Here is a 26267-nt window from a genome sequence, read left to right on the forward strand (position 1 = left end):
CAAAATACTTACGAACCGGTGAATCCCGGTGCCGGAGGATATAGCCCTGTTCTCCCCAACTGAGGGTGAAATCCGGGTGTTCCGGGTTGACGCTGTGGGTATAAGCGGCCGGTAAGGCAAAGTAAAGAGAAGCCCCTTCGGTGGTGCGGATTTCTACCCGGTCGCCGGTGGCAAGGGCGCATTCAGAGAAGCTGTCCGTCCAGCCCGGCCCCAGTAAGCCCTGTTCCCCCGGCGCCCAGCTGCGCAGAAACACCAGCGGCAGGGTCTGGCCGAGGGTGATATCGGTCCGCTGGTCAAACAGCTGGCCGGTAGTGACGTCAATCGGGTCGCCGGTAAAGAATTTTTTCGTCGCTTCCCGGTAACGTTTCACCCCCTGAGTTTCTCTGAAAGCGGTTTTGGCACAGCAGAGGGTTTTCCCCGATATCACTTTTCCGGCATGCCTGACGCCGGCAATCGCCCCGCTGACGGCCTTTTTACCGGCCTGTCGGGTAAACAGCTTACCCAGCCCTTTAAGGGCGCCTCGGGAAGGGGGCGCCAGAAATTCAACCGCCATCAGTATCGCCCGTTCCCAGGCGGAAAACTCTTCGGCGACAGCCAGGTAAGTTCCCTGACCGGAGCCGATAAACACCGTTTTGGCCCCGGATTTTATGGTGGCGCCGCACGCCAGTTTGTCATCGACCCGGGCCGCCGGCGAGCCGTTGATAAACACGGTTTCACTGCCCTGGGCAATCAGGGGCGGCGCGGGGTGTTTGCCACAGGCGGCGATATCGGTGGTGGCTCTGGCCGCCGGTTTGCCTTCGATAAAGACATTGGGGGAGCCGCTCGCCAGGGTGCCGCTTGGCGGGCCGATGCTGTCCACCATTTTCGTGACGGCCGAACTGGCGGCGCTGATGACATCGCCCAGGGCGAATGTGGCCGCGGTTCCCAGAGCAATGACCGCGACGGTCGCTAATCCCCCGGTGAGAACGGTCAGTCCCACCAGTGCCGAGGCCGCGGCAAAGACCGCCGCCCCTATCAACGCCCCGGTAATGGCGCCCGCCAGCGCCCCCAGGAAGCTGGCGTGTTTAATCGGGTCGCCCTCACGGGCGGCGGCCGGACCGGGGGAGCCCTGCGGCGGGGAGACGCGTACCGAGTGCTGCGCGCCGACCCGCGCTATCCGGGTGACGATTTCATCGCCAAGTGACATGGTGTTCCTCCTGTCAGGTCATCAGGCCGCCTGAAAACTGTGGACAATTGCCAGCAGGGTATCGCGCTGGCCGTCTTCAAAAGGCGCGGGGGAGGTCAGGTTGAAAGTCAGCAGCAGCGGACCCCGAATTTGCAGTATCACGGTCTGGTGCATGTCGCCTTCCGGGCTTTTCCACTGGTAATCCAGACGGCGGGCGGGTTGCTGGCTGAGGGTGATTTCACTGCGCTGATGCTCCTGGTACCCGGGCAGATGGGTGCAAAACTGTTCCAGGGTCTGTTCATAGTAAGCGTGGTTATCCATGCCGGCGGGGACCGGGGCGCGGCTGACCACCAGATTGATGCCGCTGTCGTCCGGCAGCACAAAGACATTCATGGATTCATCCCGCCAGTTGCCCGGGATAGTCAGTGAGCCTTCATTCATTTGATAGGTGATGTTTTCCATGTTTTTTCCGTTGTTGATTGAAACAGGTTGTCATGTTCCAGTGAACTTACCGGGCGTGGTCAGATAATAACAATCAGATAACAAGGTTAACTGAACGCATTATCAGGCTAGGGGAGCAGCTCATAAGCTGCCCCAAAGGTTAAAGCGCCTCGGGCAAGTTATGTCAGAACGATGAAAGCGCTGGCAGTCTGTGGCTGACAGTCTTATTGATAACCTGTATTGAACAGGCAACGTCGGGGATATGCTATTGCTGTTTAAGCGTCTGGTTAAGATAACTCATCAGTCGTTTTATGTGTTTAATATCCAATCAAGAACATATAATAAAAAATTCCTGTTGTCCCGTCCGTTTAGGTGATGACCATTTGATTAACTTAATAAATGTGACATAAATCCCAAATTTTTTAACTCGCTACACTCACCAAAAATCCGATTTAAGTGAAGATCAGGTTAATTAATATTCATCATATTCTTCAATGGTCACTTGCAGCGATAATATTTTCCCATTGCGCAGTAAAGTGACAGGAACAACGCTGCCGGGGCGTATTTCAGCCACTTGATCCATTGTTTCAACCGCAGAAATAGCGGGTTTATTATTGACGCTAGTAACGATATCACCCACTTTAATACCGGCTTTTTGTGCTGGTCCGTTTGCAGTCACCTGAAATACTCGTAGCCCTTGAAGCTGGTTAATATTGCCGTTAGAAGAGCGAATATGTGGCAGCTCTTGCGACGTTATGCCGATAAAACCCCGTATAACTCGTCCGTCACGGATAAGTTTCTGCATAATCTTAGTAGCGAGTTCAGTCGGAATAGCGAACCCCAACCCTTCTGGCGTTTCACCATTTTCACTTTTATCGAATGATAATGTATTGATACCCACTAGTTCGCCAAGGGTGTTAATCAGTGCGCCGCCGGAGTTACCTTGATTAATGGAAGCATCGGTCTGGAGAAAGTTTTGGCGGCGGGTAGGGCTTAATCCAACACGACCGGTGGCGCTAATAATCCCTTGAGTAATGGTTTGCCCCAAATTATAAGGATTACCAATGGCGAGAACGACATCTCCCACATGGGCTACTCGATTTGGATTAATCGTTATGACAGGCAGGTTTTCGGCATCAATTTTCAGGACGGCAAGATCCGTTAAACTGTCAGAGCCTATGACCAGGGCTTCATAAAAATGGCCGTCTTGCAGTGCGACAATAATTTGTCCTGCATTATTAATGACATGTTTATTGGTAAGGATGTAGCCTTTATCACTCATGATGACGCCGGAACCAAGGGTATGGTTTTCCCGGCCTTGATGAGAAAAACTCCCCATGTTGCTGCTGTAGACGTTAACCACGGCAGGCGCTGCCCTGCGGACACCTTTATTAAAGCTGAATGGAACTTCGTCATTACTGTTGCTGGTAATTGCAGACATCAGCCCGTTAGGGCGCAGTGATGGAATGGTAATCAGCAAAATTACAGCTACAAGTAATCCTAAAAAAGCAGAGCGCAGCAACTTGGCAATCATGGGTATTATTCAGTGTGAGTTAATGAGTCATTGCAGGATAACATAGAAATTAACGGATACCGCATTATGCTGTATCTACTTTTAACGCTTCGATTATCACGGTTGAGTTTTCATTAATCATAAAACGAAAAAATTTATACTGATGGTTTGCGTGGGTATTAAACTCTTTTTTATCGCATTTTGCTACAACCAGCGGGGTTTTAACGCTGTTTTTACTGTCTTTAATTTTTCGTTTTTACGTTTTTTATTGACTTCGTAACGTTGATATTTGTTCAGATTAAATCATGTGGGGTGCCGTTTTTCATATTGTTTGAAAGTTAGGGGGTCAGAAGTTTTCACTCATTCAGGTAAGATGAGATACGTTTTATCTGGATATGATAAAACAGTCGTTAAAAAGCCGTTTATGGTCTGCCAGTGTCGTTTTAAAATCTGGAAAAAATAGTCAGTGTGTTATGAAAAAACAGGTAAAAATTTTAATCATTAACGGTGAAAATAAGTGATTAGGGTTTTTAAAAAATGGGTAAAAATTCGATGCTATATTGATATTGAAAGAGAAAATATTCGGAAAAACCGGCCTTGAATTGATTAACACAGTGACCGCGTTAATCCAATAATAAGAGTAAAAATATTTAACCGGATTAACCGAATTAAGCTAATGTACTTAAATAAGCGGTTTTGCATGGGCTGTAAGGGGTTTACGAAAAACAGAGACAATCATTAAAGAAAATCGATAAACCTTTAGATTGATTAGATTAGCCGTATTAAACATGATGAAATAATCAGGCATTGAGTTTAAATATTATTAGCATATCGGTTATCTGCTCTGGTTTTAAAGTTAAAAAATTAAATATAGGAAAAAGGGAAAACTTAAACATCAGTTTAATGAAAAATGGGGAAGTTAAATGCGTATCAGGAAACGAAAAAACATAAGGTTTATAAAAACTGCTCAATGAACCCCCTCTTTTGCTTTAAAAAATAGGAAAGCCCCGGGAATGAGAGTTGTTTTAACGACTCCATCTCTTTTAACGTGGTTAACTTTCTCTTTTTACGTGTATTTCCCGCTTTTAGCGATCATAAGCGCTTTTTTATCGGTAATTAATTCATCTGAGGATTAAAAAAGCAGGTATCCCATTAATGCCAGATTTTTAAAAGGCACGGCATAAATAAAAAAGGTTTATTCCTTGCTATGATGATTTAAAAGTGAGTATACAGAGAGATTAAAGATTTATATAAGGATTTAACCCAATAGATACCTTCTTTATAAGGACAGTTAACTGCTTTTAATAAAAATCCATTAATCATTAACAGAGAGTTGAAAAGAAATCAGCAGGTAAAATAATGTTATTCGGCATGTTGATATTAAAATATTTTCTCACCGTTATTTTACTGAGCAAGTTATAAACATAACGCAATAAAAAGAAGTATAAAACGGTTAATGTGGTAGGATTTAACTTCTAAAAAGAGAGTTGATTATCAGAGAAAATATAAAGGGGTGTCTTTAATATTATCAGGCTGTTTATTGGCCTAATTTATGTGAAAAATAAAGGGTGATAGTCTATATAAACATCTCTGGATTGAGAGTAAACAGCCTCAGCAAAGATAAAAAGCGGGTATAATTAACGTTGGTTAAATGTAAAATACGATATGCCATGATGATTAAACTTAATAAAAATCAGGTATTAAAAGTGGTAAAAACAACGATTAAAACCTGATGCCAATTAAAATCAGAGGTTAAAACAATGGATTATATTTTTTCATAACTTAACGCGTTCTTTTTCCACAATATCCAGCCGTTCGGTTAAAAAGTCAGAGTTAGCTTTTTCTTGTGGTAAAAAGGAATTCCAACTGGGTTTAATCGGTCGCAGAATAATGATATCGCCTTCACGAATAATCTCCAATTCGTTCACTCCCTCGAAATCGAGGTCGTGAGGTAAACATACAGCTCGGTTATTGCCGTTTTTAAATACGACTACGGTTTTCATATTGAGTCCTCCAGAAAAACTATTTACAAACTCACCCGTCGCGAGGGATATCAACGGCTTTAAGACACAACGTTACGCTGTGTCTCAAATGGAATTATACCCGTCATCTTTCAAGTTGCCTCTTTGTTGGCTGCACTCACTCACCCCGGTCACATAGTTTCCTATGCTCCCAGGGATTCGTTCCCTTGCCGTCGCGATGTATCTTGAAATCCATAGGGTATAGATCGATTTTTACTAAAAATATTAATTTCTCAGTAACAAATAGATACTCTCTTCGCCGCGAAGAATGTTCAGTGCTATGACTGGCGGTTTAGAATCAATGACTTTGCGCAGTTCATTAATATTCTGTATCCGTTCATTATTGATCCCAACAATCAGGTCATTTTTCTGTAAGCCAGATAATGCCGCCGGTGAGTTTTGAGCGACACTATCTATTTTCACACCGTAAGTCCCTTTCACTTCGCCATTGCTCAGGGTTGCACCTTGCAGGGCAAGGGTCAGATTTCCGGCTTTGGTTGTTTGACCTTCACTGTTTTCCAGCGTAACAGAAACCTCCATTGGTTTACCTTTACGCAATAAGCCAATTTTAATTTCTTTACCTGGTATCGTTGTGCCGATTTTGGCTTTCAGCTCAGCAAAGCTACTAATCTTCTTACCATCAACGGAAACAAGAATGTCGCCGGATTTAATACCTGCTTTCGCGGCTGCGGATTTTGGTAGTACTTCACTGACAAATGCTCCACGCTGGGCATCGATATTGAATGCCTTGGCGATATCGGAATTCATTTCCATGCCTTTAATACCAAGAATACCGCGCTTGACTTCGCCATGAGCGATAAGTTGCTCGCTCAAGGTTTTTGCCATATTACTTGGGATTGCAAAGCCGATACCGATGTTACCGCCACCCGGGGCCAGAATAGCGGTATTGATACCGATTAATTCACCATTCAAATTAACCAGTGCGCCGCCGGAGTTGCCACGGTTAATAGAAGCATCCGTTTGGATGAAGTTTTCTAACCCTTCAAGGTTCAGACCACTACGCCCTAACGCAGAGATAATGCCGGAAGTCGCAGTTTGACCAAGGCCGAATGGATTACCAACCGCGACAGCAAAATCACCAACTCGGAGCTTATCGGAATCGGCCATAGTAATGGCAGTTAAATTCTTAGCATCTTTCAGTTGCAGCAGGGCGATATCCGTCTGAGGATCGCGACCTAATAATCTGGCTTCATATTCACGTCCATCATTTAGTTGGACACGGATTTTATCTGCATTCTCGATAACGTGATTGTTGGTTAATATATAACCTTTGGCGGCATCAATAATGACGCCTGAGCCAAGCCCTTGGAATGGGCGGGTACTTTCACGGCCCATTGGTAGATTTGGACCAAAGAAGAATCTGAATTCTTCGGGTATGCTCTGTTCCTGTTGTACTTGCGTACCGGAAACATGCACGCTGACAACGGCTGGCAGGACTTTTTCAAGCATCGGTGCAAGGCTTGGTAACGTCTGACCGGCAATAGCAGCAGGTAAAGCAGCGCTACTGATAGTCGGGATCGAAATTGTAGACAGTCCGATACTGATTGCTAACGCACTAAGGAGTAAGTGTTTTCTTTTCATCTAATTTTGTTCTCTTGTATACCTAAGCCAGAAGGCCAATGAAGTTAATTCCGGCAAGCAGCCATGATTATTCTATGACTGTTAATTATTAAATAAAGTTCATCGGGCAAACAGATTTTGCATGATTCTTTACAGGTATTTACATGATTGGGAAACAAAAGGACAAAACTTGCAGCTAGATAATAGATTTTACATTTGAATTAATGCTGTGGCACAAAACATGCCACAGCAAAAATTTTTACTGGTTTTTCTCGTTCATCGGACGAAACAGGCCGGAAGCGCCGTCGGAATAATCCTTTGGTGGCATTTTAACCGGAGCTTGATCATTATCCGCTTCTGATTCAGTCAATCGATAATTAAATGGATTGTCTTGTACTGGCATATTCGGCATCAGTTCATGAGAGCTTTTAGCCATATGCTGATATAACTGACGATAATCGCGAGCCATATTGTCGAGTAATTCTGCACTACGGGCAAAATGACCAACTAATTCTTTACGGTACTCTTCCAGTTCTGATTTATTATTCTCCAGTTCGGTTTGTAAGGCTTTCTGCTGGCGCAGCTTAGTGTTACCAAAACGCATAACTAGCGCCCCGATAACAAAACCAACTACCAATCCAATCAGTGCATACTCCCAAGTCATAGCTACTCCTTCATCAACATCGTTGTTCCGCAGAATGTTTCACTTAATTATCGTCACTATAACCGTTAATCTAGTTAGAGTGGAATATTGATCATGATTTACATTTGTTTGTAGACCTTATTCTGAACCTTATTGTAGACAATTGATCCGGTAATAAGGTCAATCTGAATCATAAAAACGATAAAAAATGGGCGATTATTTTAAGGATTGTTATTGTCATGCCATCATTGATTACCCCTTCATCATACTATCAAAAAGCCCTTTCCGAGGGTAAATACCAACCAGATGAGGTTCAGCGTCAAGTCGTTGCTCAGTTGGATACTATTCATCATGCTCTGATTAATGCTGCTCCCGGCCATCCCGTGAAACGCCAAAGCTTGAAAGGTCGTCTGAGTAAACTGTTAGGTAAGCCGATTTCAATGAGCTGTAGACCTGTTCAAGGGCTTTATATGTGGGGAGGCGTTGGTAGAGGGAAAACTTGGTTAATGGATATGTTTTACCAAAGTTTACCCAGTGAAAGAAAATTACGTTTGCATTTCCATCGTTTTATGCTGCGAGTGCATGAAGAGTTAAAGGCATTGCAAGGGCATGAAAATCCGCTGGATATTGTGGCGGATGGTTTTAAAGCGGAAACAGATGTGCTTTGCTTTGATGAGTTTTTCGTTTCCGATATTACCGATGCCATGATTCTCGGTACATTGTTGGAGGCGCTGTTTGTCAGGGGAATTACCTTGATTGCAACGTCCAATATTCCTCCTGATGAACTCTATCGCAATGGCTTACAGCGAGCTCGTTTTTTGCCTGCTATTGAGCAGATCAAAAAATATTGTGACGTTATGAATGTGGATTCGGGTATTGACTATCGGTTGCGCACATTGACGCAAGCTCATCTCTATTTCGCGCCTCTGAATGAAGATAATGAACGAGCGATGGATCGAATGTTTATTCTTTTGGCCGGTAATAGTAGTGAACAAGCTTCGGTGTTGGAAATTAACCATCGGCAGATGCCGGCGATTCGTAACGCTGATGGTGTATTGGCAATTGGATTTAAAGTTTTGTGTGAAGATGCGCGTAGTCAGATGGATTACATTGTTTTATCAAAACTTTATCACACTGTTTTGTTATATCAGGTTCCAGCGATAATGCCGGGTAATGAAAATGCCGCTCGCCGTTTTCTGGCTCTGGTTGATGAGTTTTATGAACGCCGGGTAAAGCTGATCATTAATGCGGCGGTGCCGATGGAGCAAATTTACCAAGGGGTATTGTTGACTTTCGAATACCAGCGTTGCTTATCTCGTTTGCAAGAGATGCAAAGCGAAGAGTATCTGAAATTACCTCATTTACCTTAATTTTGTGTTTATCCGTATATTTCAGATTCAAAACTGATTTTAAATATTCAAATTGGGGTCGATTTTTATTTTTGACTTCTCTATAATCTCGCGACCCCACGTTACAGCAATGTTTTTTTCCCAAAAACTTGCAATAGTGCCGGCATAGGCTATTCGAAGGGGTAGGTTTGCTGGACAAGAGTCGTGTGAACCTCAGCAAGTTTCTGAACCTTGAGTGTTCACCAACGTGTAACTTATTATTGGGTAAGCTTTAATGAAAACTTTTACAGCTAAACCAGAAACCGTAAAACGCGACTGGTATGTTGTTGACGCGGATGGCAAAACTTTGGGCCGTCTTGCAACTGAAGTGGCTCGTCGCCTGCGCGGCAAGCATAAAGCGGAATACACTCCGCATGTTGATACCGGTGATTACATCATCATCGTTAATGCAGAAAAAGTTGCAGTCACCGGCAACAAGCGTTCTGATAAAATCTATTATCACCACACCGGTCATATCGGTGGTATCAAGCAAGCGACCTTTGAAGAGATGATTGCTCGCCGTCCTGAGCGTGTAATTGAAATCGCGGTTAAAGGCATGCTGCCAAAAGGGCCACTGGGCCGTGCAATGTACCGTAAACTGAAAGTTTACGCCGGTAGCGAGCACAACCATGCGGCACAGCAACCGCAAGTTCTGGACATTTAATCGGGATTATAGGCAATGGCTGAAAATCAATACTACGGCACTGGTCGCCGCAAAAGCTCTTCCGCACGTGTCTTTATTAAGCCAGGTAGCGGTAATATCGTCATCAACAAACGCAGCCTTGAAGTTTACTTTGGCCGTGAAACAGCGCGCATGGTTGTTCGTCAGCCGCTGGAGTTGGTTGATATGTTGGGTAAACTGGATCTGTACATCACTGTTAAAGGTGGTGGTATTTCCGGTCAAGCAGGTGCAATCCGTCACGGTATCACCCGCGCACTGATGGCGTATGACGAAACTCTGCGTTCTGATCTTCGTAAAGCTGGCTTCGTTACCCGCGATGCTCGTGAAGTTGAACGTAAGAAAGTTGGTCTGCGTAAAGCACGTCGTCGTCCACAGTTCTCCAAGCGTTAATTTTTTGTCTTTATGGCAATTATTTAATGTGCAAACCCGTCTTTGTGGCGGGTTTTTTACTTAATTACCCATACACTTCCCCCAAAATGTACAAAATCTGGTAAACTAGTGCCAATTTTTGCCTCATCCATTTGTCTGCCTATTATCTGAACGATGGTAATTGCGTTGGATAGTAATTATGTTGGATAGTAATTGCGTTGGATAATAATTGTGTTGAGTAGCGCATTCCGTATTCACCGTTGCGTCGCAGAAACATAAAGGGTGAGAATGAATGAGTAAGAATAGTCGTGGTCATGTAGGGCTATTCATTCCTTTTTTAGATAAACTTGGAGGTTTTCATGGCTGTCGCTGCCAACAAACGTTCGGTAATGACTCTGTTTTCAGGCCCGGCCGACATTTTTAGCCATCAAGTGCGAATTGTATTGGCGGAAAAAGGTGTCAGCGTTGAAGTTGAACAGGTTGAGGCAGGTAACCTGCCACAGGACCTCATCGATCTGAACCCTTATCAGACAGTTCCGACTTTGGTTGATCGTGAGCTGACGCTATATGATTCCCGCATCATTATGGAATATCTGGATGAACGCTTTCCTCATCCACCATTAATGCCTGTATATCCAGTTGCCCGTGGTTCCAGCCGTTTGATGATGCACCGCATCGAAAAAGACTGGTACTCCCTGATGCATACTATTGAAGAAGGCAATTCTCAAGAAGCCAATACTGCCCGTAAACGATTAGCAGAAGAGTTGCTAGCAGTGGCGCCAATATTTAAAGAGATGCCATTCTTTATGAGCGAAGAATTCAGTTTGGTTGATTGTTATCTTGCTCCTTTACTATGGCGTTTACCGGTATTGGGTATAGAGTTACCGAGTTCTGGCACTAAAGATTTACAAATTTACATGCAGCGTGTCTTTGAACGTGATGCATTCTTGGCTTCGTTAACCGAAGCTGAACGTGAAATGCGCTTGCAATCCAGGAGCTGATTTATGGAGCTGTCTCAAATGTCTCCCCGTCGTCCTTATTTGTTGCGTGCTCACTACGAGTGGTTGCTCGATAATAATATGACTCCACATCTGGTTATAGACGTGACCTTACGTGGAGTTAATGTACCAATGGAATATGCCCGTGATGGGCAAATTGTGTTGAATATAGCGCCGAGAGCTGTTGGTAATCTTGAGTTAACTAATGATGAAGTACGCTTCAATGCCCGTTTTGGTGGTGTTCCCCGTCGGGTTAATGTACCGATGGCGGCGGTTATAGCGATTTATGGCCGTGAAAATGGGGCGGGAATGATGTTTGAGCCTGAAGCAGCTTATAAAGATGAATATCTTTTTAAATCCGCTTCAGATCAGGATAAAGCGGGTACCTCTGCATCTGCGACAGATAATCTGGTATTAGTTACGGATACACTGAGTGATGCCGAAGATAATAGTGGAACTTCACCTGATGATGAGCCACCAAAACCAACGAGAGGGCGTCCTGCTTTACGGGTAGTGAAATAAGCGTTATAAAGAGGGGGCAGCTTGCCTCCTTATTTTTTTAAATTTATTAATTAGAATTCTGTATTGTAGGCTTTTTCTAACTCCCAGAAACAATCTTCAGATCTGTCTTTAGCTTCTCTATCTGTGATGGTGCCTAAGCTCTTTTTGACCTTATCTACAAACGCTATTTTATTCTCTTTGGTTCCCAGTTCTTGTGGGATTGTGCAGATATCAGCCAATGATAGATTGTTTTCTTTATCTGCATTAGTAAGGACCTCGACAGGATTATTAATTAATGCCAGAGATAATGCGTAGCGTATCTCTTTGGCAAAATTTTGGTGCATGCTTTGCGTTAATTTAAAAGCTAGTTTTATCCAGTTGCGGTCACCAGTGGAGATTTCGTGAACGATTTCTTGTCTGGCCCCCATTTCACCTAATTCTGCCACCACAGAGTTGGTCCCTCTGTTTATAATTTCTTTAGTAATATCTTCGGGTGTCAAGGGCTGTGATAAAGCAAGTACCGTGTGACTGATAAACAGCATTGGAGACAACAAAATTAGGATTTTTATTAGCTTCATTAATGTTTCCAGTGTTTGTAGTTAAGTAAGTATCGTAGTGTTTAGCCCTATTGGTTGGAATATTTTATTTAAATTCTGTATTGATAAAAAATAATATTCTAAAATATTATGTATGACAGTAATAAGTCTGAAATGTTCATTAAATCTACTTACTTTTTTGTGTAAGGGTGGTTCGATTAATATAATTTATTGAACTGGTAATAGAAAGAGATGGGAGCTGAAAAGCTCCCTTGGTTGATTAGATGTTTAGATAATCAAGAATGCTTTGCGCGGCTTTACGCCCCTCGGCAATTGCGGTTACAACGAGATCTGAGCCACGGACAGCATCTCCACCAGCAAATATTTGCGGATTGCTGGTTTGAAAGGGAATGTCTGAGCTCTCTGGTGCGACAATGCGTCCCTGTTTATCCAAGGTTACTTGATGATCATTTAGCCAGTTCATGGTATGTGGTTTAAAGCCGAATGCCATGATCACTGCATCGGCCTTAAGCAGGTGTTCCGAGCCTGCGATAATTTCAGCTTGGCGGCGTCCATTCTCATCAGGTTGACCTAATTGAGTCCGTACCATTTTTATGCCACAAACTTGACCTGAATGGTTGATTTCGATACTGACCGGTTGCAGATTAAACAGAAACTCTACGCCTTCTTCCTTGGCATTTTTGACTTCACGCTGGGAGCCTGGCATGTTGATTTCGTCACGACGATAAGCACAAGTAACTGAAGCCGCTTTTTGGCGAATCGAGGTTCTGACACAATCCATTGCAGTATCACCGCCGCCAAGCACCACGACCCGCTTACCCTGCATATTGATGAAAGGTTGCGATTGTAGGGCGGGATAACCCATCAAATGCCGGGTATTGGCAGTCAGAAATGGCAGAGCGTCATAAACACCATCAGCATCTTCATTTGCCAGTCCCCCACGCATTGACTGATAGGTTCCTACGCCAAGGAATACTGCATCAAACTGCTCGGTCAGTTCAGATAAGGCAATATCTTTGCCTATTTCAGTATTGAGCCGGAATTCAATTCCCATCTCAGAGAAAATTTCACGGCGGCGTATCATGACCTCTTTTTCCAGTTTAAACGCCGGTATGCCAAAGGTGAGTAATCCACCGATTTCCGGGTGACGATCAAAAACAACGGCTTGTACGCCATTACGGGTTAATACATCAGCACAAGCTAGCCCCGCAGGGCCTGCGCCAATAATCGCAACCTGTTTGCCCGTTGGCTGAACTTGTGACATATCGGGCTTCCAGCCCATAGCAATCGCTTTGTCATTGATGTAGCGCTCAATATTACCAATCGTCACGGCGCCGAATTCATCATTCAGAGTACAGGCGCCTTCACAAAGGCGATCCTGTGGGCAAACACGACCACAAACTTCCGGCAGGCTGTTTGTTTGATGGGATAGATCAGCCGCTTCCATAATACGTCCTTCATTGGCAAGTTTAAGCCAATTGGGAATGTAGTTATGAACGGGACATTTCCATTCGCAATAAGGGTTACCGCAAGAAAGGCAGCGATCGGCCTGTGTCTGTGCCTGAATTGCTGAAAATGGCTCGTAGATTTCCACAAATTCTATTTTGCGGATTTTCAGCGGCTTTTTAGGCGGATCGACGCGTTGTAAGTCGATAAACTGATATACATTCTGGCTCATCTTGGCTCCTTATTGCGCTTGAATTCGCAATTCTGCGGAAGAACGACTGCGATGTCCCAGTAGGGCTTTCACATCACTGGATTTGGGTTTCACAAGCGCGAATTTACTCAGCCACTGTTGCCAGTTAGCAAGAATATCTTCACCGCGCTGAGAACCGGTCAGGAGGACGTGCTCAGTGATAAGCCCTCTCAAGTGTTCTTCGTGGATAGCTAAGGTAGCTACTGCCAGTACTTCGACTAACTCTGGGTTAACCCGTTTGCGGAAATCATCATTTTCATCCAAGACATAAGCAAAGCCGCCAGTCATTCCGGCACCAAAATTTATTCCAGTGCGTCCGAGAATACAGACGATACCTCCTGTCATATATTCACAGCCATTATCTCCTATACCTTCTACAACCGTAATCGCTCCTGAATTACGAACAGCGAAGCGTTCTCCTGCCCGCCCGGCAGCAAACAGTTTGCCCCCGGTTGCTCCGTAGAGACATGTGTTGCCAATGATGGTTGCCTGATGGCTTTTGAAGGCAGAACCCACCGGCGGGTGTATGACAATGCGGCCGCCAGCCATACCTTTACCGACATAATCGTTGGCATCGCCGATAAGTGCCAGCTCCAGACCGCCGGCGTTCCAAACGCCAAAACTTTGACCGGCAGTACCGTTGAAATGGATTTTTATTGGCGCCGCGGCGATCCCCTGATTACCATGTCGAGCAGCGATAAAACCGGAAAGGGACGCGCCCACTGAACGATCAGTATTACGGATATCGAAATAGAAAGTTTTACTTTGCTGGTTCTCAATATAGCTGGAAGCTTGAGCCAGTAAATTTTTATTCAGAGTCCCATTATCGAATGGTGGATTGTTTTCGGTGCAATATAATGTTTTGCCTTGATGGGGTTCTGCGGTTGCCAGGAGCGGATCAAGATTGAGTTTGCTCTGTTTTGCTGAAATACCTTCTAATACTTCAAGCAGGTCAGTTCGGCCAATTAAATCAGTTAGCTTTTTGACGCCCAATGCAGCCATAATCTCTCTGGTTTCACGGGCGATAAAGCGGAAATAGTTCATTACCCGCTCAGGCAATCCGTGGTAGTGGTCGCGACGTAATTTCTCATCCTGAGTGGCAACCCCGGTTGCACAGTTATTGAGATGGCAAATACGCAGATATTTGCATCCGAGGGCAACCATCGGTCCGGTGCCGAAACCGAAACTTTCAGCGCCAAGAATGGCCGCTTTGATAATATCTACGCCGGTTTTCAACCCGCCGTCAACTTGTAAGCGGATCTTATGGCGTAATCCGTTAGCAACTAGCGCTTGTTGGGTTTCCACCAGCCCTAACTCCCAAGGGCATCCGGCATACTTCACCGATGACAATGGGCTGGCGCCGGTACCGCCGTCATAACCTGCAATAGTAATTAAATCGGCATAAGCTTTGGCAACGCCAGTGGCAACAGTACCAACGCCGGGTTCTGAAACCAGTTTTACTGAGATCAGCGCATTGGGGTTGATCTGTTTTAGATCGAAAATCAACTGAGCCAAATCTTCAATAGAGTAAATATCGTGATGTGGTGGTGGAGAAATAAGTGTTACGCCGGGTACGGAATAACGCAGTTTTGCAATATACGGTGTTACCTTATCACCCGGTAATTGCCCACCTTCTCCGGGTTTAGCGCCTTGCGCGACTTTAATCTGAATCACATCGGCGTTGACCAGATAAGCTGGTGTTACACCGAATCGACCGGAAGCAACTTGTTTGATACGGGAAACCTTTTTTGTTCCGTAACGTGCGGGGTCTTCTCCACCTTCGCCGGAGTTGGAAAAACCGCCTAGCGTATTCATGGCTTCGGCCAGAGCTTCGTGTGCTTCGGGGCTTAATGCTCCAATCGACATCGCTGCGGTATCAAAGCGTTTAAACAGCTCTTCGGCAGGCTCTACTTCTTCAATAGGTAGAGGTTCAGCTTTTGTTTTTATCGCCAGTAAATCACGGATGGTGGTAATTGGACGTTGATTAACCAGACGAGAATATTTTAGGTAATCGTGATATTCGCCACTATGAACCGCAGCCTGTAAAGTACTTACAACATCGGGGTTATAAGCGTGGTATTCGCCGTTATGAACATATTTTAGCAATCCCCCCTGATCGAGTGGTTGACGTGCAAGCCATGCGCGTTTGGATAAGTTTCGCAGATCTTGCTCAAAATCGCTGAAATTAGCACCGCCAATTCGGCTGACAACGCCATTGAAGCAGAATTCAGTTAATTCGGAATGTAAGCCGACAGCTTCAAATAGTTTAGAACAGCGATAGGAGGCGATAGTCGAGATGCCCATTTTCGACATGATTTTATATAACCCTTTATTGATACCATTGCGGTAGTTAAGCATGACATCAGCATAGGGTTTATTAATTGTGCCATTATCGACCATTTTGGCCAGTGATTCATAAGCCAGGTAGGGATAAATCGCTGTGGCGCCAAATCCCAGTAGTACAGTGAAATGATGTGGATCACGGGCACTCGCTGTTTCTACTATCAGGTTGGTATCACAGCGTAGGTTTTTTTCTACCAAGCGATGTTGAATCGCGCCAACAGCCATAGGGGCTGGTATAGGTAACTTCTCCGGCGTAATGTTGCGGTCAGATAACACCAACAATACGGCGCCATCTCTGGCGAGTTGTTCTGCCTGGTCACACAATGCGAACAGGGCGTTTTGCAGATTGGTTTCTTGTGGATTGAAAGTTAAGTCTAATCGTTCTGCGCGATAGTGTGGACTTTGCTGCGTGATTAATTGATGAAAATCAGAGTAGAGCAGAATAGGGGATTTAAAACTTAATCGGTGTGCCTGTCCCTCTGCTTCGCAAAATACGTTCATCTCCCGCCCAATGCAGGTGGTGAGAGACATAACATGTGCTTCCCGTAGTGGGTCGATTGGCGGATTAGTAACTTGAGCGAATTGCTGGCGGAAATAGTCATAAATAATCCGTGGACGGCTGGAAAGGACGGCAAACGGTGTATCATCCCCCATTGAGCCGGTTGCTTCCTGACCATTCTCTCCCAAGACACGGATGATTTGATCTAGCTCTTCGTTGCTGTAGGCAAATTGTTTGTGATAGACCGCTAAGGATTGATCATTCAGATCCCGGTGACCAGCTTGATCTTCCAGTAATTCTTCAAATGGGGTCAGGCGTTTGACGTTTTTATCCATCCATTCTTTATAGGGATGGCGGCTTTTTAAGTCATTGTCTGTTTCTTCTGCATGAAGGATGCGGCCTTGGCGGGTATCAATCACGATAAGTTCACCGGGACCAACGCGCCCTTTTTCCACCACTTCGTCCGGTTGATAATCCCAGATGCCGATTTCGGAAGCACAGGTGATCAGCTTATCTTTGGTGATAACATAACGGGCCGGGCGCAAGCCATTGCGATCCAGATTACAGGCAGCATAGCGCCCATCTGACATAACTATGCCCGCCGGGCCATCCCACGGCTCCATGTGCATGGAGTTGAAATCAAAAAAAGCTCGCAGATCTTCATCCATATCAGGATTGTTTTGCCATGCGGGAGGAACTAGCAATCGCATAGCACGGATTAAATCCATGCCGCCGTTGAGAAACAGTTCCAGCATGTTATCCAGCGAGCTGGAATCTGACCCAGTTTCGTTGACAAAAGGGGCAGCCGTTTGCAGATCGGGAATCAGCGGCGTCTTGAATTTATAGGCTCTTGCTCGTGCCCACTGGCGGTTACCGGTGATAGTGTTTATTTCACCGTTATGGGCAAGATAGCGAAAAGGTTGTGCCAATGGCCAGCGTGGGACGGTATTGGTTGAGAAGCGCTGGTGGAATAGGCAAATTGCCGATTCTAAACGTAAATCAGCCAGATCGGGATAGAAGCGGGGTAAATCTGCCGCCATGCACAGCCCTTTATAGATAGTCACCAGATTGGACAGACTGCAAACATAAAAATCGTTGTCGCTAATGCGTTTTTCTATTCGACGACGAGCAACGAACAAACGGCGTTCTAAATCACGTGCACGCCAGCCTGCTGGTGCATTAACAAAAATCTGTTCGATACGGGGGAGGCTTGAAAGGGCTATTTCGCCCAGAATATCACTATTGATGGGGACTTCACGCCAACCAACGACTGACAGAGTTTCATTTTGTAGCTCTTGTTCGACGATTTCCCGGCAGTTTTGTGCAATCTGAGGATCTTGGCTGAGAAAGAGCATTCCGACGGCGTAATTGCGGGCTAAACGCCACTCTTGCTCCTGTGCGACCATCCGAAAAAAACGGTCAGGTTTTTGTAACAATAAACCACAACCATCACCGGTTTTGCCATCTGACAGGATTGCCCCACGATGTTGCATTCTTGCCAAGGCATGGATAGCGGTACGTACTACTTTGTGGCTTGGCTCCCCTTCAATATGGGCTATCAATCCAAAGCCACAGTTATCCTTTTCTTGAGATTTGTTATACAGCATATATGAACCTCCCGAGGTTCTGTCCGACTCTCACAGAAACTCACAGACATTTGTGAGATTAATATTTTTACTGGCGTCTGAATTGCGCCCTCAATCAACCACCACTTGTTTATTTGTGATAAACAGGTGGTGACTTAAATGATATTGTGCCACTGCATAATTATGGTTCAGATGAGAATCTGACAGATGATTTCCAGTGACTTTCCAAGTTAACTAGAAATATAAATCAGGTCAAATATAGCTGGGATAAGATAAGGATAGGTGGTGATTAAAGCTAACATTATAATTTTAAAGTAAAAAATTTAATATTGGAGTTATGTGATATAGATCATGTTAGGATTTTAATGTGATTTATATCACTAATATTAGTGTAATATCTGTTTTATATATGCTGTTAAACTTTTATTTATTAGATTTAAAGTCTAACCAATATAAACTTTAAAGAATTAATATGTATTTTTGTTCCTTTATAAGAATAAAGTTTTATCTTTTTGGGGAGGTTAAAGGAGTAAAAAAGAATTTTATGCTTATTTTATCAATGTATTTGATTATTTATTCATATTTTGATTGTGCGAAAAGACCGGCAAGAGTAAAACGCCAGAATAATGTTTGGTAAGTCATAACTAAAACTATTAAATAATACTATTGTTTTACCAGGTCAACAATTTCTGTTATTCCTTCAACGAAGTGGCCGGTCTTTTACGGTATGATCTGGAATGGTCATATTTAACGGGAGTTTTTATGAAATGAAGCTGCTCAGGGGCCTGGCCCAATATTATGTTGATTTAATGATGAAATTGGGGTTAGTGCGCTTTTCATTACTGCTTGCATCCGCATTGGTTGTTCTTGCAATGGGTGTACAGATGGTAGTCACTTTTTTGCTTCAAGGAGGAGTGCAAAGTATTGATTTAGTTCGCTCAATCTTTTTTGGTTTGTTGATTACGCCTTGGGCTGTCTATTTTCTTTCGGTTGTTGTTGAACAGCTTGAAGAGTCCCGTCAACGATTATCCAAATTAGTTGAAAAGTTGGAAGTTATGCGCCAGCGTGATCGGGAACTTAATCAGCAATTAAAAGACAACATTATTAAGCTTAATCAGGAGATTTCTGTAAGGGAAAAAGCTGAACAGGCGCATCTGATATTGTTGGATAAACTCAAAGAAGAGATGAAACACCGTGAGCAGACGCAGATTGAATTGGAACAGCAATCGGTATTGTTGAAATCTTTTCTCGATGCCTCTCCTGATTTGGTTTATTACCGTAATGAAAATAATGAGTTTTCTGGTTGTAACCGGGCGATGGAGTTGCTGACGGGGAAAAGCCAGAAACAACTGGTCGGGCTGACGCCAAACGACGTTTATGACAAAGAAGTTGCTCGCAAGGTGATGAAAACCGATGAAAAAGTGTTCCGTCATAATGTTGCGCTCACTTATGAACAGTGGCTGGTTTATCCCGATGGTCGGAAAGCCTGTTTTGAGCTTCGGAAAGTCCCTTTTTATGATCGGGTGGGAAAAAGACACGGGCTTATGGGATTTGGGCGCGATATAACGGAGCGTAAGCGCTATCAGGACGCTTTGGAGAATGCGAGTAGGGATAAGACTACTTTTATCTCAACGATTAGCCATGAGCTTCGTACACCTTTAAATGGCATTGTTGGTTTGAGCCGTATTCTGCTGGATACTGAGTTGACGTCTGAACAAAATAACTATCTGAAAACGATTCATGTCAGTGCGATCACGCTTGGTAATATTTTCAATGACATTATTGAAATGGATAAAATTGAACGGCGTAAAGTACAGATTGATAATCAGCCAATTGATTTTACCGGTTTTATATCCGATCTAGAAAACCTCGCTGGGCTGCTGGTGCAGCCGAAAGATATTAAATTTGTAATGAGTCCAGAACTGCCACTGCCTGCCAGAATCATGACGGATGGTACTCGCTTGCGCCAAATTTTGTGGAATTTGATTGGCAATGCGGTGAAATTTACGCAAAAAGGGGAGATTAATGTTCGGATCTGGTACGAAGAGGGGGAGCGCCTGCTGTTTGAAGTCACAGATACGGGGATTGGTATCCCATATGATGAGCAAGAGAAGATTTTTGCGATGTATTATCAAGTGAAAAGCAGTCATGGTGGTTGTCCGGCAACGGGAACCGGGATTGGATTGGCGGTATCCAAGCGTTTAGCCCAAAGTATGGGAGGGGATATTGTGGTGGAAAGTGAACCGGGACAAGGTTCTCGATTTACACTGTCTATCATTGCGCCTGCTATGGAGGAGAGTCTTCTATGCAAAGAAGATACAGAAGATTGCCCACTTCCGGCTTTGCATATCTTATTGGTAGAAGACATTGAGCTAAATGTGATTGTTGCTCGCTCTGTACTGGAGAAATTGGGTAACAGCGTGGAAGTCGCCATGAATGGTAAAGATGCGCTAGAAATGTTTGAGCCAGAAGAGTTCGATCTGGTATTGCTGGATATTCAGCTACCCGATATGACTGGATTAGATATTGCCCGCGAATTACGTCGGCGATATGCCAAAAAAGATCTGCCTCCACTGATTGCACTGACGGCAAATGTCTTAAAAGACAAAAAAGAGTATCTGGATGCGGGTATGAATGGTGTGTTGAGTAAGCCCCTCTCTGTGAATGCGTTAACCGCCATTATTGAACAATATTGGGGGGAGCAGTCTGTGCATCATATGCAGCCGGAAGAAGAGGAGTCAGGATTGGTGAAAAAAAATGAAGATTTACTTGATACAGAAATGCTTAACCAATACATCGAACTCGTTGGACCTCAGTTGATTAGCGATAGTCTGAGTGTGTTTGAAAAGATGATGCCGGGTTACTTGTCTGTTCTTGACTCGAACATGACAGCTAAAGACCAGAAAGGCATTACGGAGGAAGCGCATAAGATAAAAGGTGCCGCGGGATCGGTTGGATTGCATCATTTACAGCAACTGGCTCAGCAAATTCAATCACCTGATTTACCTGCATGGTGGGACAATGTTCAGGAATGGGTTGATGAGTTAAAGCAAGAATGGAGAAACGATACGGAAATTTTAAGAGAATGGTTGGCGGACACTGAAAAAAAATAACCCCAACCGAGGTTGGGGTGCGCGAATACTGCGCCAACACCAGGGAAAACTTTTTACACGCCTATTTAATAGATCTTTGGTTGCGGCGAGTAAATGGGGAATTCTCCGTACATCATACAAGTACCAACATAGCAAAGATAAGATTTTTTGTTACAAGATTCATTAAAATCTGTGATGAAGATTGGTGTTTAACCCCCTAAAGGGTTAAGCAATAATCTACTACAAATGGAGTGAGGTATGAAATCAGTTGCGGTTGTCTTAAGTGGATGTGGTGTCTTCGATGGTAGTGAAATTCATGAGTCAGTATTAACTATGCTTTCTTTAGACCGTTTAGGTGTTAAAATGAGCTTTTTTGCACCTGACGCACCACAACTTCATGTTATTAATCATATTAACGGCGAAGAAATAGGGGAAGAACGTAACATCCTACAGGAATCTGCCCGTATTTCGAGGGGAAAAATTAAGCCTTTATCACAAGCAAATGCAGATGAATTTGATGCCCTGATAATTCCTGGGGGATTTGGTGTTGCGAAGAATTTATGTGACTTTGCTGTTAAGACAGTTGATTGCGAAATAAATAAGAATTTATTAAGTTTGGTAAGGGCTATGCATAATCAACATAAACCGATGGGATTTATGTGCATTGCGCCTGTTATGTTGCCAAAATTACTTAATAAACCGGTGAAACTAACGGTCGGCAATGATCCTGAAACAGTTGCTCAAGTAGAGGCGATGGGGGGAGTCCATATAGTTTGTGAGGTAAATGATGTTGTTGTTGATTTAGAAAACAAAATTGTGACAACACCAGCCTACATGCTTGCTGAATCTATTTCTCAGGCAGAAGTGGGAATTGATAAACTTGTCAGAAAAGTATTGGAAATGACTGAGTAACTGGATGCGAAATCCTTTTCAATTTTTATGGTACTGGCTTAAAAAAATCGTAATCTCAGTTACTATCTTATGGATAGTTTCTGTTGTTGCATTTTCATTTTTGCCAGTGCCTTTTTCTATGGTTATGGTTGAGCGCCAGATTAGCGCCTGGTTATCAGTTAATTTTTCTTATGTGTCTCATTCTGACTGGGTAGGGCAAGGACAAATATCGCCAAATATCGCATTGGCTGTTATTGCTGCGGAAGATCAAAAATTTCCACAGCATTGGGGATTTGACTTTGATGCTATCGAAAGTGTGCTTGCACGTAACCAAAATAATTCTGGAAGACTCAGAGGAGCTTCAACGATTTCTCAGCAAACGGCCAAAAATTTATTTTTGTGGGATGGGCGTAGCTGGTTAAGAAAAGGGTTGGAAGCCGGGATGACCTTTGTCATAGAACTGGGATGGTCAAAAAGCAGGATTCTAACTGTTTACCTTAACATAGCAGAATTTGGTGATGGAATTTTTGGTGTTGAAGAGGCATCCAGACACTATTTTCATAAATCAGCCAGTAAATTGACGGCATCAGAAGCGGCTTTACTTGCTGCTGTATTGCCTAATCCACACCGTTATAAAGTTAACGCACCTTCGGCTTATGTTTTACAGCGTCAACAATGGATTTTGCGGCAAATGCGGTTGTTGGGCGGGGTGAGTTACCTTGAGAAAAATGGGTTAACGCAGAATGATTGAGGGAAGAATAGAGAAGTTATTCGGTTTGACGTTGGATGATGAAAAGAGGTAAAACGCCGGCGCCAAAAAATGACGCGGCCTAATACCCGGATGTTTGACCGATTTATCGCGTCATCATCTTCAATCAAGGTGGTTAATTCAGATAAGTAAATGCGGTTGTTACCCGCTTAACTCCGTTAGTTTCACTGGCAATTTTCGCTGCGGCGTTACCTTCCTGTTTGGTCAGAATGCCTAATAAAAAGACTTCGCTGTTTTCCGTAACGACTTTTATGTTAGATGACTTAACCGAATCGCTGGCCAAGATTTTTGAGCGTACTTTAGTTGTAATCCAGGTATCTTTGGACGCTGTACTTAATGCAACGGGTTTCCCCTGACGAATTTCATTGTAAACAGTGTGTGCTCCATCAACCCGCGACGCTATTTGTTTAGCTCGGTCTGAAAGGTTTGAATCCGGGCTTTGACCTGTCAGTAAAACTTTTCCTTGATAGGCGGTGGTAATAATGCGGGTTTGCTCTTTGAGCTGCTTATCTTTGTTAAGCGCATTACTGACACGGGCTTCGAGGGTACTATCATCAACCTGTTGACCAACTGTTCGGGGATCGGTTGCTGTTTTAGTCGCTACGGCGGCAGAGCCTACCACGACTGCGCCAATACACCCCTGTAACATCACAGCAGTGCAAATCGTAGCTAATAGGGAGAAAAATCGCATTATTGGCTCCTTAGTCATCCTGATGGGGAAAGAGTGTATTATCGATTAAGTCACATAAGCAGTTAACTGTTAGCATATGAACTTCTTGAATTCTGGCACTGCGATGAGATGGAATACGAATCTCTACATCTTGTGGCCCGAGTAAGCCGGCAAGCTCGCCGCCATCGTAGCCAGTAAGGGCGACAATCGTCATATCGCGGGTTACAGCGGCTTCAACGGCTTTAACAATATCACGGCTATTACCATGCGTGGAAATCGCTAATAACACATCGCCAGGCTGACCTAATGCCCGTACTTGTTTAGCATAAATTTCATCATGCTGTTTATTGCTTGAAATTGCAGTAATAACCACATTGTCTGCGTTAAGCGACAATGCAGGCAGACTTGGACGTTCAGTCTCAAACCGGTTGATCATATTGGCGGCAAACCGTTGGGCGGTTGCGGCTGAGCCGCCATTACCACAGCAAAGAATTTTGCTACCATTCAGTAATGACTGAACCATCATCATTGCCGCTCGCGAAATAGCATCAGGTAATGCTTCTGCGGCTGCAATCTGAGTTTGAATACTTTCTGTAAAACAGACTTTAATTCTATCCAGCACCTTTATAACCTATTCAGTATCATTTTAACGAGAGAACTCATTTTGATTGAAGGCATTTTGCAACCATTCAAATTGTTGACCAGTAATAGCACAAATATCAAAGCGACAAGAAGAGGTTTCAAAACATTCGCCCCGTTGCGACAACCATATTGCGGCCGCGTGTAATAATTTTTTACGCTTGCTATGGGTGACTGTCGCAAGTGCATCTCCATGTTGTCCCGATTTGCGGAAACGGACCTCAATAAAAACCCAAGTTTGCTTGTCTTTCATAATCAGGTCAATTTCACCACCGCGAACTTTCACATTTGCGGCGATAAAAGATAATCCTTGTTTTTGTAAAAACAACTTTGCCTGCTCTTCATAGTTGCGTCCTAGCGAATAACTTGTCGGCTTTTTTATTTTCATCCTGCTTTTTTATTTTCATTCTGAAATGAGTCATTTGAATTGAAAGGCCGCTTGGTAACAAGCGGCCAATTACTTAATCAAATAGCCGTGATTTGTCCTTGATGATATTTCATCCATGAGAGCTGTCGGAAAATGGTGCAGTTTTCCTGAACGGACAGCACCCCTGAAGCACCATTGAGATGGAAATCACTTTGAAGTTGGACCTGACTGAATTGATTTGCTAATGACCAGGCATCAATGCCCATAGCGTAAAGGCGCATTAAAGAGTAATCATTTGCAAACTTATTGGCTGCTTGCTGCACCAGCGGCAAGTTAGCACCGGCGATTAAGGGAATGTCACTGAATTGCATTCCTTCCATCTCCAGACGGAAATCGGGACCGACGCCAGCCTGATTACTACGGGAGCTTGCGTAAAGGGCCGGCTTATCGCGGGAACTGATCGCCATATCAATCATTGTCTTAATCAGCGTCAGTTCATCCAGAGTAGAAACAATATAAACGGCATCCACTGGGCCGCCGGTAGAGGCAGGAACGGCATTGGTGTTTATCTGAGGGATTTCTAGATCACCAATGGCGATTGATGTAGGTTGATTGCTTGTAACATTGACGGCTGTTCCTGTCAGGCGGATACCCGTTCCTCTATTAATTAATTGTTTCAGTTCGGCGGAAGAGCCAAAGGTTTGTTGCAGAACAGTATGCCCCCCTTGTTTTTGCCATTCCTGTGCAAAGGCGTTGGCCATGCGGTCGCCAAAAGTTCCTCTGGGGACCAAAATCAGAGGATTCTGTTTCTGTTGCTGCCAAATGTGTTCTGCGGCATTTTTCGCTTCATCTTCTGGCGATAAAGAAAAATAGCAGATATTGGGCTGTGGTTGAGCATTATCTAACTCGTTGAGTACTAGCATATTTAATGAAGTATTTATCTGAGCGAGTTTAACCACATCGGGTTTAAGTAACGGTCCGACAACTAAATTCACGCCGTCCTGCTTAGCCTGCATTAGTAAATTTTCCAATGGCTGACTGGCGGTGTCATAGATTTTGACCTGTTGTGTATTAATCGGCGCATTGGCTATGACAGGGGTTGTCTGAATAGTTGGTGTTGCTGATTCTACGGGCGCCGCTTCACTGGGGGAGATATCGGCAGAAACCACGCCATCTGACGTACTATTGCTGTCTGCTATAGATAAATTTTCCGGGTTTGCTGTTGGCAGTGATGGACTTGGTAGACCGGCCTGAGCATCAAGAAAACCTTGGCGAATAGCTTCACCGAATACTTTTGCTTGACCACTTAATGGCAGGAACAGAGCTAGATGAATATTTGTATCTTGCTGTTGGATGGCTGCCTGTTGTAACTGAGTCGGGAGTGACAGTGCGGCAGGGTTTTGTGGATAACGAATTTTCCAGTCATGGATAGCCGCCTGTAGTTTGTCAGAGTCCTGTTTGTTATCCTGATAGGCACTGAGTAAGTCCAGCCAGCCTTGCAGAACATTTTCATCAGCGTTGATGACTAACCTACGGCGCTCTTGTGGTGAAAGACGGGTCAACATTTGCCAGGTGTCATCAATATTTTTTTGATGAGCCGCGCTCTCTTTCAGAAGTGGTTCCTGAGCGATATAAGCACGGATGACATCAAGAGAAGGTTCGCCATGAGCGGCATCAATGATGGATTGATAACGGGCGATTTCTGTACTGATTTTGTCCTGAATTTGCGAAGGTTGTTGTCCCTGTTGGTCAGGCACGGTACATCCTGCGATGATCATAACTGCCAGCATAGCTGAACAGACTAAACCAGTTTTGATACGCACAAAAATTGAGGAAAGCATACTGTATCCAGCGAT

General features: G+C 44.1%; 20 protein-coding genes and 1 pseudogene. 8 read left to right on the top strand and 13 right to left on the bottom strand.

Going from position 1 to position 26267, the window contains the following annotated elements:
* From EAE92_RS21380 to zapG, 6 genes are all read right to left on the bottom strand, one after another.
* Positions 1 to 1186 (bottom strand): PAAR domain-containing protein (locus EAE92_RS21380; RefSeq protein WP_214069526.1); only part of this gene is annotated, 1186 nt, incomplete at its 3' end.
* Between the two features lie 21 nt (positions 1187 to 1207).
* Positions 1208 to 1627: a DUF1795 domain-containing protein gene (locus EAE92_RS21385; protein ID WP_214069527.1), complete on the bottom strand. Its 420-nt coding sequence runs from the start codon at positions 1625 to 1627 to the stop codon at positions 1208 to 1210.
* Between the two features lie 451 nt (positions 1628 to 2078).
* Positions 2079 to 3140, bottom strand: coding sequence for an outer membrane-stress sensor serine endopeptidase DegS (gene degS / locus EAE92_RS21390; protein WP_214069528.1), 1062 nt, complete (start codon positions 3138 to 3140; stop codon positions 2079 to 2081).
* Positions 3141 to 4894: 1754 nt separating this feature from the next.
* Positions 4895 to 5122, bottom strand: coding sequence for a type II toxin-antitoxin system VapB family antitoxin (gene vapB / locus EAE92_RS21395; RefSeq protein WP_214069529.1), 228 nt, complete (start codon positions 5120 to 5122; stop codon positions 4895 to 4897).
* 243 nt (positions 5123 to 5365) lie between these two features.
* A complete protein-coding gene (gene degQ / locus EAE92_RS21400) occupies positions 5366 to 6742 on the bottom strand; it encodes a serine endoprotease DegQ (protein WP_036780300.1) in 1377 nt (458 codons plus the stop codon).
* A 238-nt stretch (positions 6743 to 6980) separates the two neighbouring features.
* On the bottom strand, positions 6981 to 7385 hold the full coding sequence (zapG, locus tag EAE92_RS21405) for a Z-ring associated protein ZapG (RefSeq protein ID WP_088373727.1): 405 nt from the start codon (positions 7383 to 7385) through the stop codon (positions 6981 to 6983).
* 218 nt (positions 7386 to 7603) lie between these two features.
* On the opposite strand from zapG, the gene zapE reads away from it, so the two are divergent.
* The 5 genes from zapE (at position 7604) to sspB (ending at position 11323) form a co-directional block, all read left to right on the top strand.
* Positions 7604 to 8734, top strand: a complete 1131-nt coding sequence (gene zapE / locus EAE92_RS21410) for a cell division protein ZapE (RefSeq protein ID WP_214069530.1) — start codon at positions 7604 to 7606, stop codon at positions 8732 to 8734.
* A gap of 253 nt (positions 8735 to 8987) precedes the next feature.
* Positions 8988 to 9416 (top strand): 50S ribosomal protein L13, encoded by a 429-nt coding sequence (rplM, locus tag EAE92_RS21415; protein ID WP_011148147.1) that lies wholly within the window; start codon positions 8988 to 8990, stop codon positions 9414 to 9416.
* 15 nt (positions 9417 to 9431) lie between these two features.
* A complete protein-coding gene (gene rpsI, locus EAE92_RS21420; RefSeq protein ID WP_011148146.1) occupies positions 9432 to 9824 on the top strand; it encodes a 30S ribosomal protein S9 in 393 nt (130 codons plus the stop codon).
* 338 nt (positions 9825 to 10162) lie between these two features.
* Positions 10163 to 10804 (top strand): stringent starvation protein SspA, encoded by a 642-nt coding sequence (gene sspA / locus EAE92_RS21425; protein ID WP_058589205.1) that lies wholly within the window; start codon positions 10163 to 10165, stop codon positions 10802 to 10804.
* A gap of 3 nt (positions 10805 to 10807) precedes the next feature.
* Positions 10808 to 11323 carry a ClpXP protease specificity-enhancing factor gene (gene sspB / locus EAE92_RS21430; protein ID WP_036808601.1) on the top strand — a complete coding sequence of 172 codons (516 nt, stop codon included), beginning with the start codon at positions 10808 to 10810 and terminating at the stop codon, positions 11321 to 11323.
* A 50-nt stretch (positions 11324 to 11373) separates the two neighbouring features.
* On the opposite strand, the gene EAE92_RS21435 is transcribed toward sspB, so the two are convergent.
* The 3 genes from EAE92_RS21435 to gltB form a co-directional block, all read right to left on the bottom strand.
* A complete protein-coding gene (locus EAE92_RS21435) occupies positions 11374 to 11880 on the bottom strand; it encodes a hypothetical protein (RefSeq protein WP_214069531.1) in 507 nt (168 codons plus the stop codon).
* A 238-nt stretch (positions 11881 to 12118) separates the two neighbouring features.
* A complete protein-coding gene (locus tag EAE92_RS21440) occupies positions 12119 to 13537 on the bottom strand; it encodes a glutamate synthase small subunit (RefSeq protein ID WP_214069532.1) in 1419 nt (472 codons plus the stop codon).
* A gap of 9 nt (positions 13538 to 13546) precedes the next feature.
* Complete coding sequence (gene gltB, locus EAE92_RS21445; protein WP_214069533.1) at positions 13547 to 18004, bottom strand: glutamate synthase large subunit; 4458 nt, start codon at positions 18002 to 18004, stop codon at positions 13547 to 13549.
* Positions 18005 to 18750: 746 nt separating this feature from the next.
* Between gltB and arcB the strand changes: the two are divergent.
* From arcB to mtgA, 3 genes and pseudogenes are all read left to right on the top strand, one after another.
* A pseudogene (gene arcB, locus EAE92_RS21450) lies at positions 18751 to 21142 on the top strand (aerobic respiration two-component sensor histidine kinase ArcB); the annotation flags it as partial.
* Between the two features lie 191 nt (positions 21143 to 21333).
* Positions 21334 to 21987: an isoprenoid biosynthesis glyoxalase ElbB gene (gene elbB, locus EAE92_RS21455; protein WP_214069535.1), complete on the top strand. Its 654-nt coding sequence runs from the start codon at positions 21334 to 21336 to the stop codon at positions 21985 to 21987.
* A 4-nt stretch (positions 21988 to 21991) separates the two neighbouring features.
* On the top strand, positions 21992 to 22717 hold the full coding sequence (mtgA, locus tag EAE92_RS21460; protein WP_214069536.1) for a monofunctional biosynthetic peptidoglycan transglycosylase: 726 nt from the start codon (positions 21992 to 21994) through the stop codon (positions 22715 to 22717).
* A 133-nt stretch (positions 22718 to 22850) separates the two neighbouring features.
* On the opposite strand, the gene dolP is transcribed toward mtgA, so the two are convergent.
* From dolP to EAE92_RS21480, 4 genes are all read right to left on the bottom strand, one after another.
* Complete coding sequence (gene dolP, locus EAE92_RS21465) at positions 22851 to 23426, bottom strand: division/outer membrane stress-associated lipid-binding lipoprotein (protein WP_036780321.1); 576 nt, start codon at positions 23424 to 23426, stop codon at positions 22851 to 22853.
* A 10-nt stretch (positions 23427 to 23436) separates the two neighbouring features.
* A complete protein-coding gene (diaA, locus tag EAE92_RS21470; RefSeq protein WP_214069537.1) occupies positions 23437 to 24027 on the bottom strand; it encodes a DnaA initiator-associating protein DiaA in 591 nt (196 codons plus the stop codon).
* A 24-nt stretch (positions 24028 to 24051) separates the two neighbouring features.
* On the bottom strand, positions 24052 to 24432 hold the full coding sequence (locus tag EAE92_RS21475) for a YraN family protein (RefSeq protein WP_214069538.1): 381 nt from the start codon (positions 24430 to 24432) through the stop codon (positions 24052 to 24054).
* A 77-nt stretch (positions 24433 to 24509) separates the two neighbouring features.
* A complete protein-coding gene (locus EAE92_RS21480; protein ID WP_214069539.1) occupies positions 24510 to 26252 on the bottom strand; it encodes a penicillin-binding protein activator in 1743 nt (580 codons plus the stop codon).
* Positions 26253 to 26267 lie beyond the last annotated feature (15 nt).

The sequence above is a fragment of the Photorhabdus hainanensis genome (assembly GCF_018448965.1).
Taxonomy (GTDB): domain Bacteria; phylum Pseudomonadota; class Gammaproteobacteria; order Enterobacterales; family Enterobacteriaceae; genus Photorhabdus; species Photorhabdus akhurstii.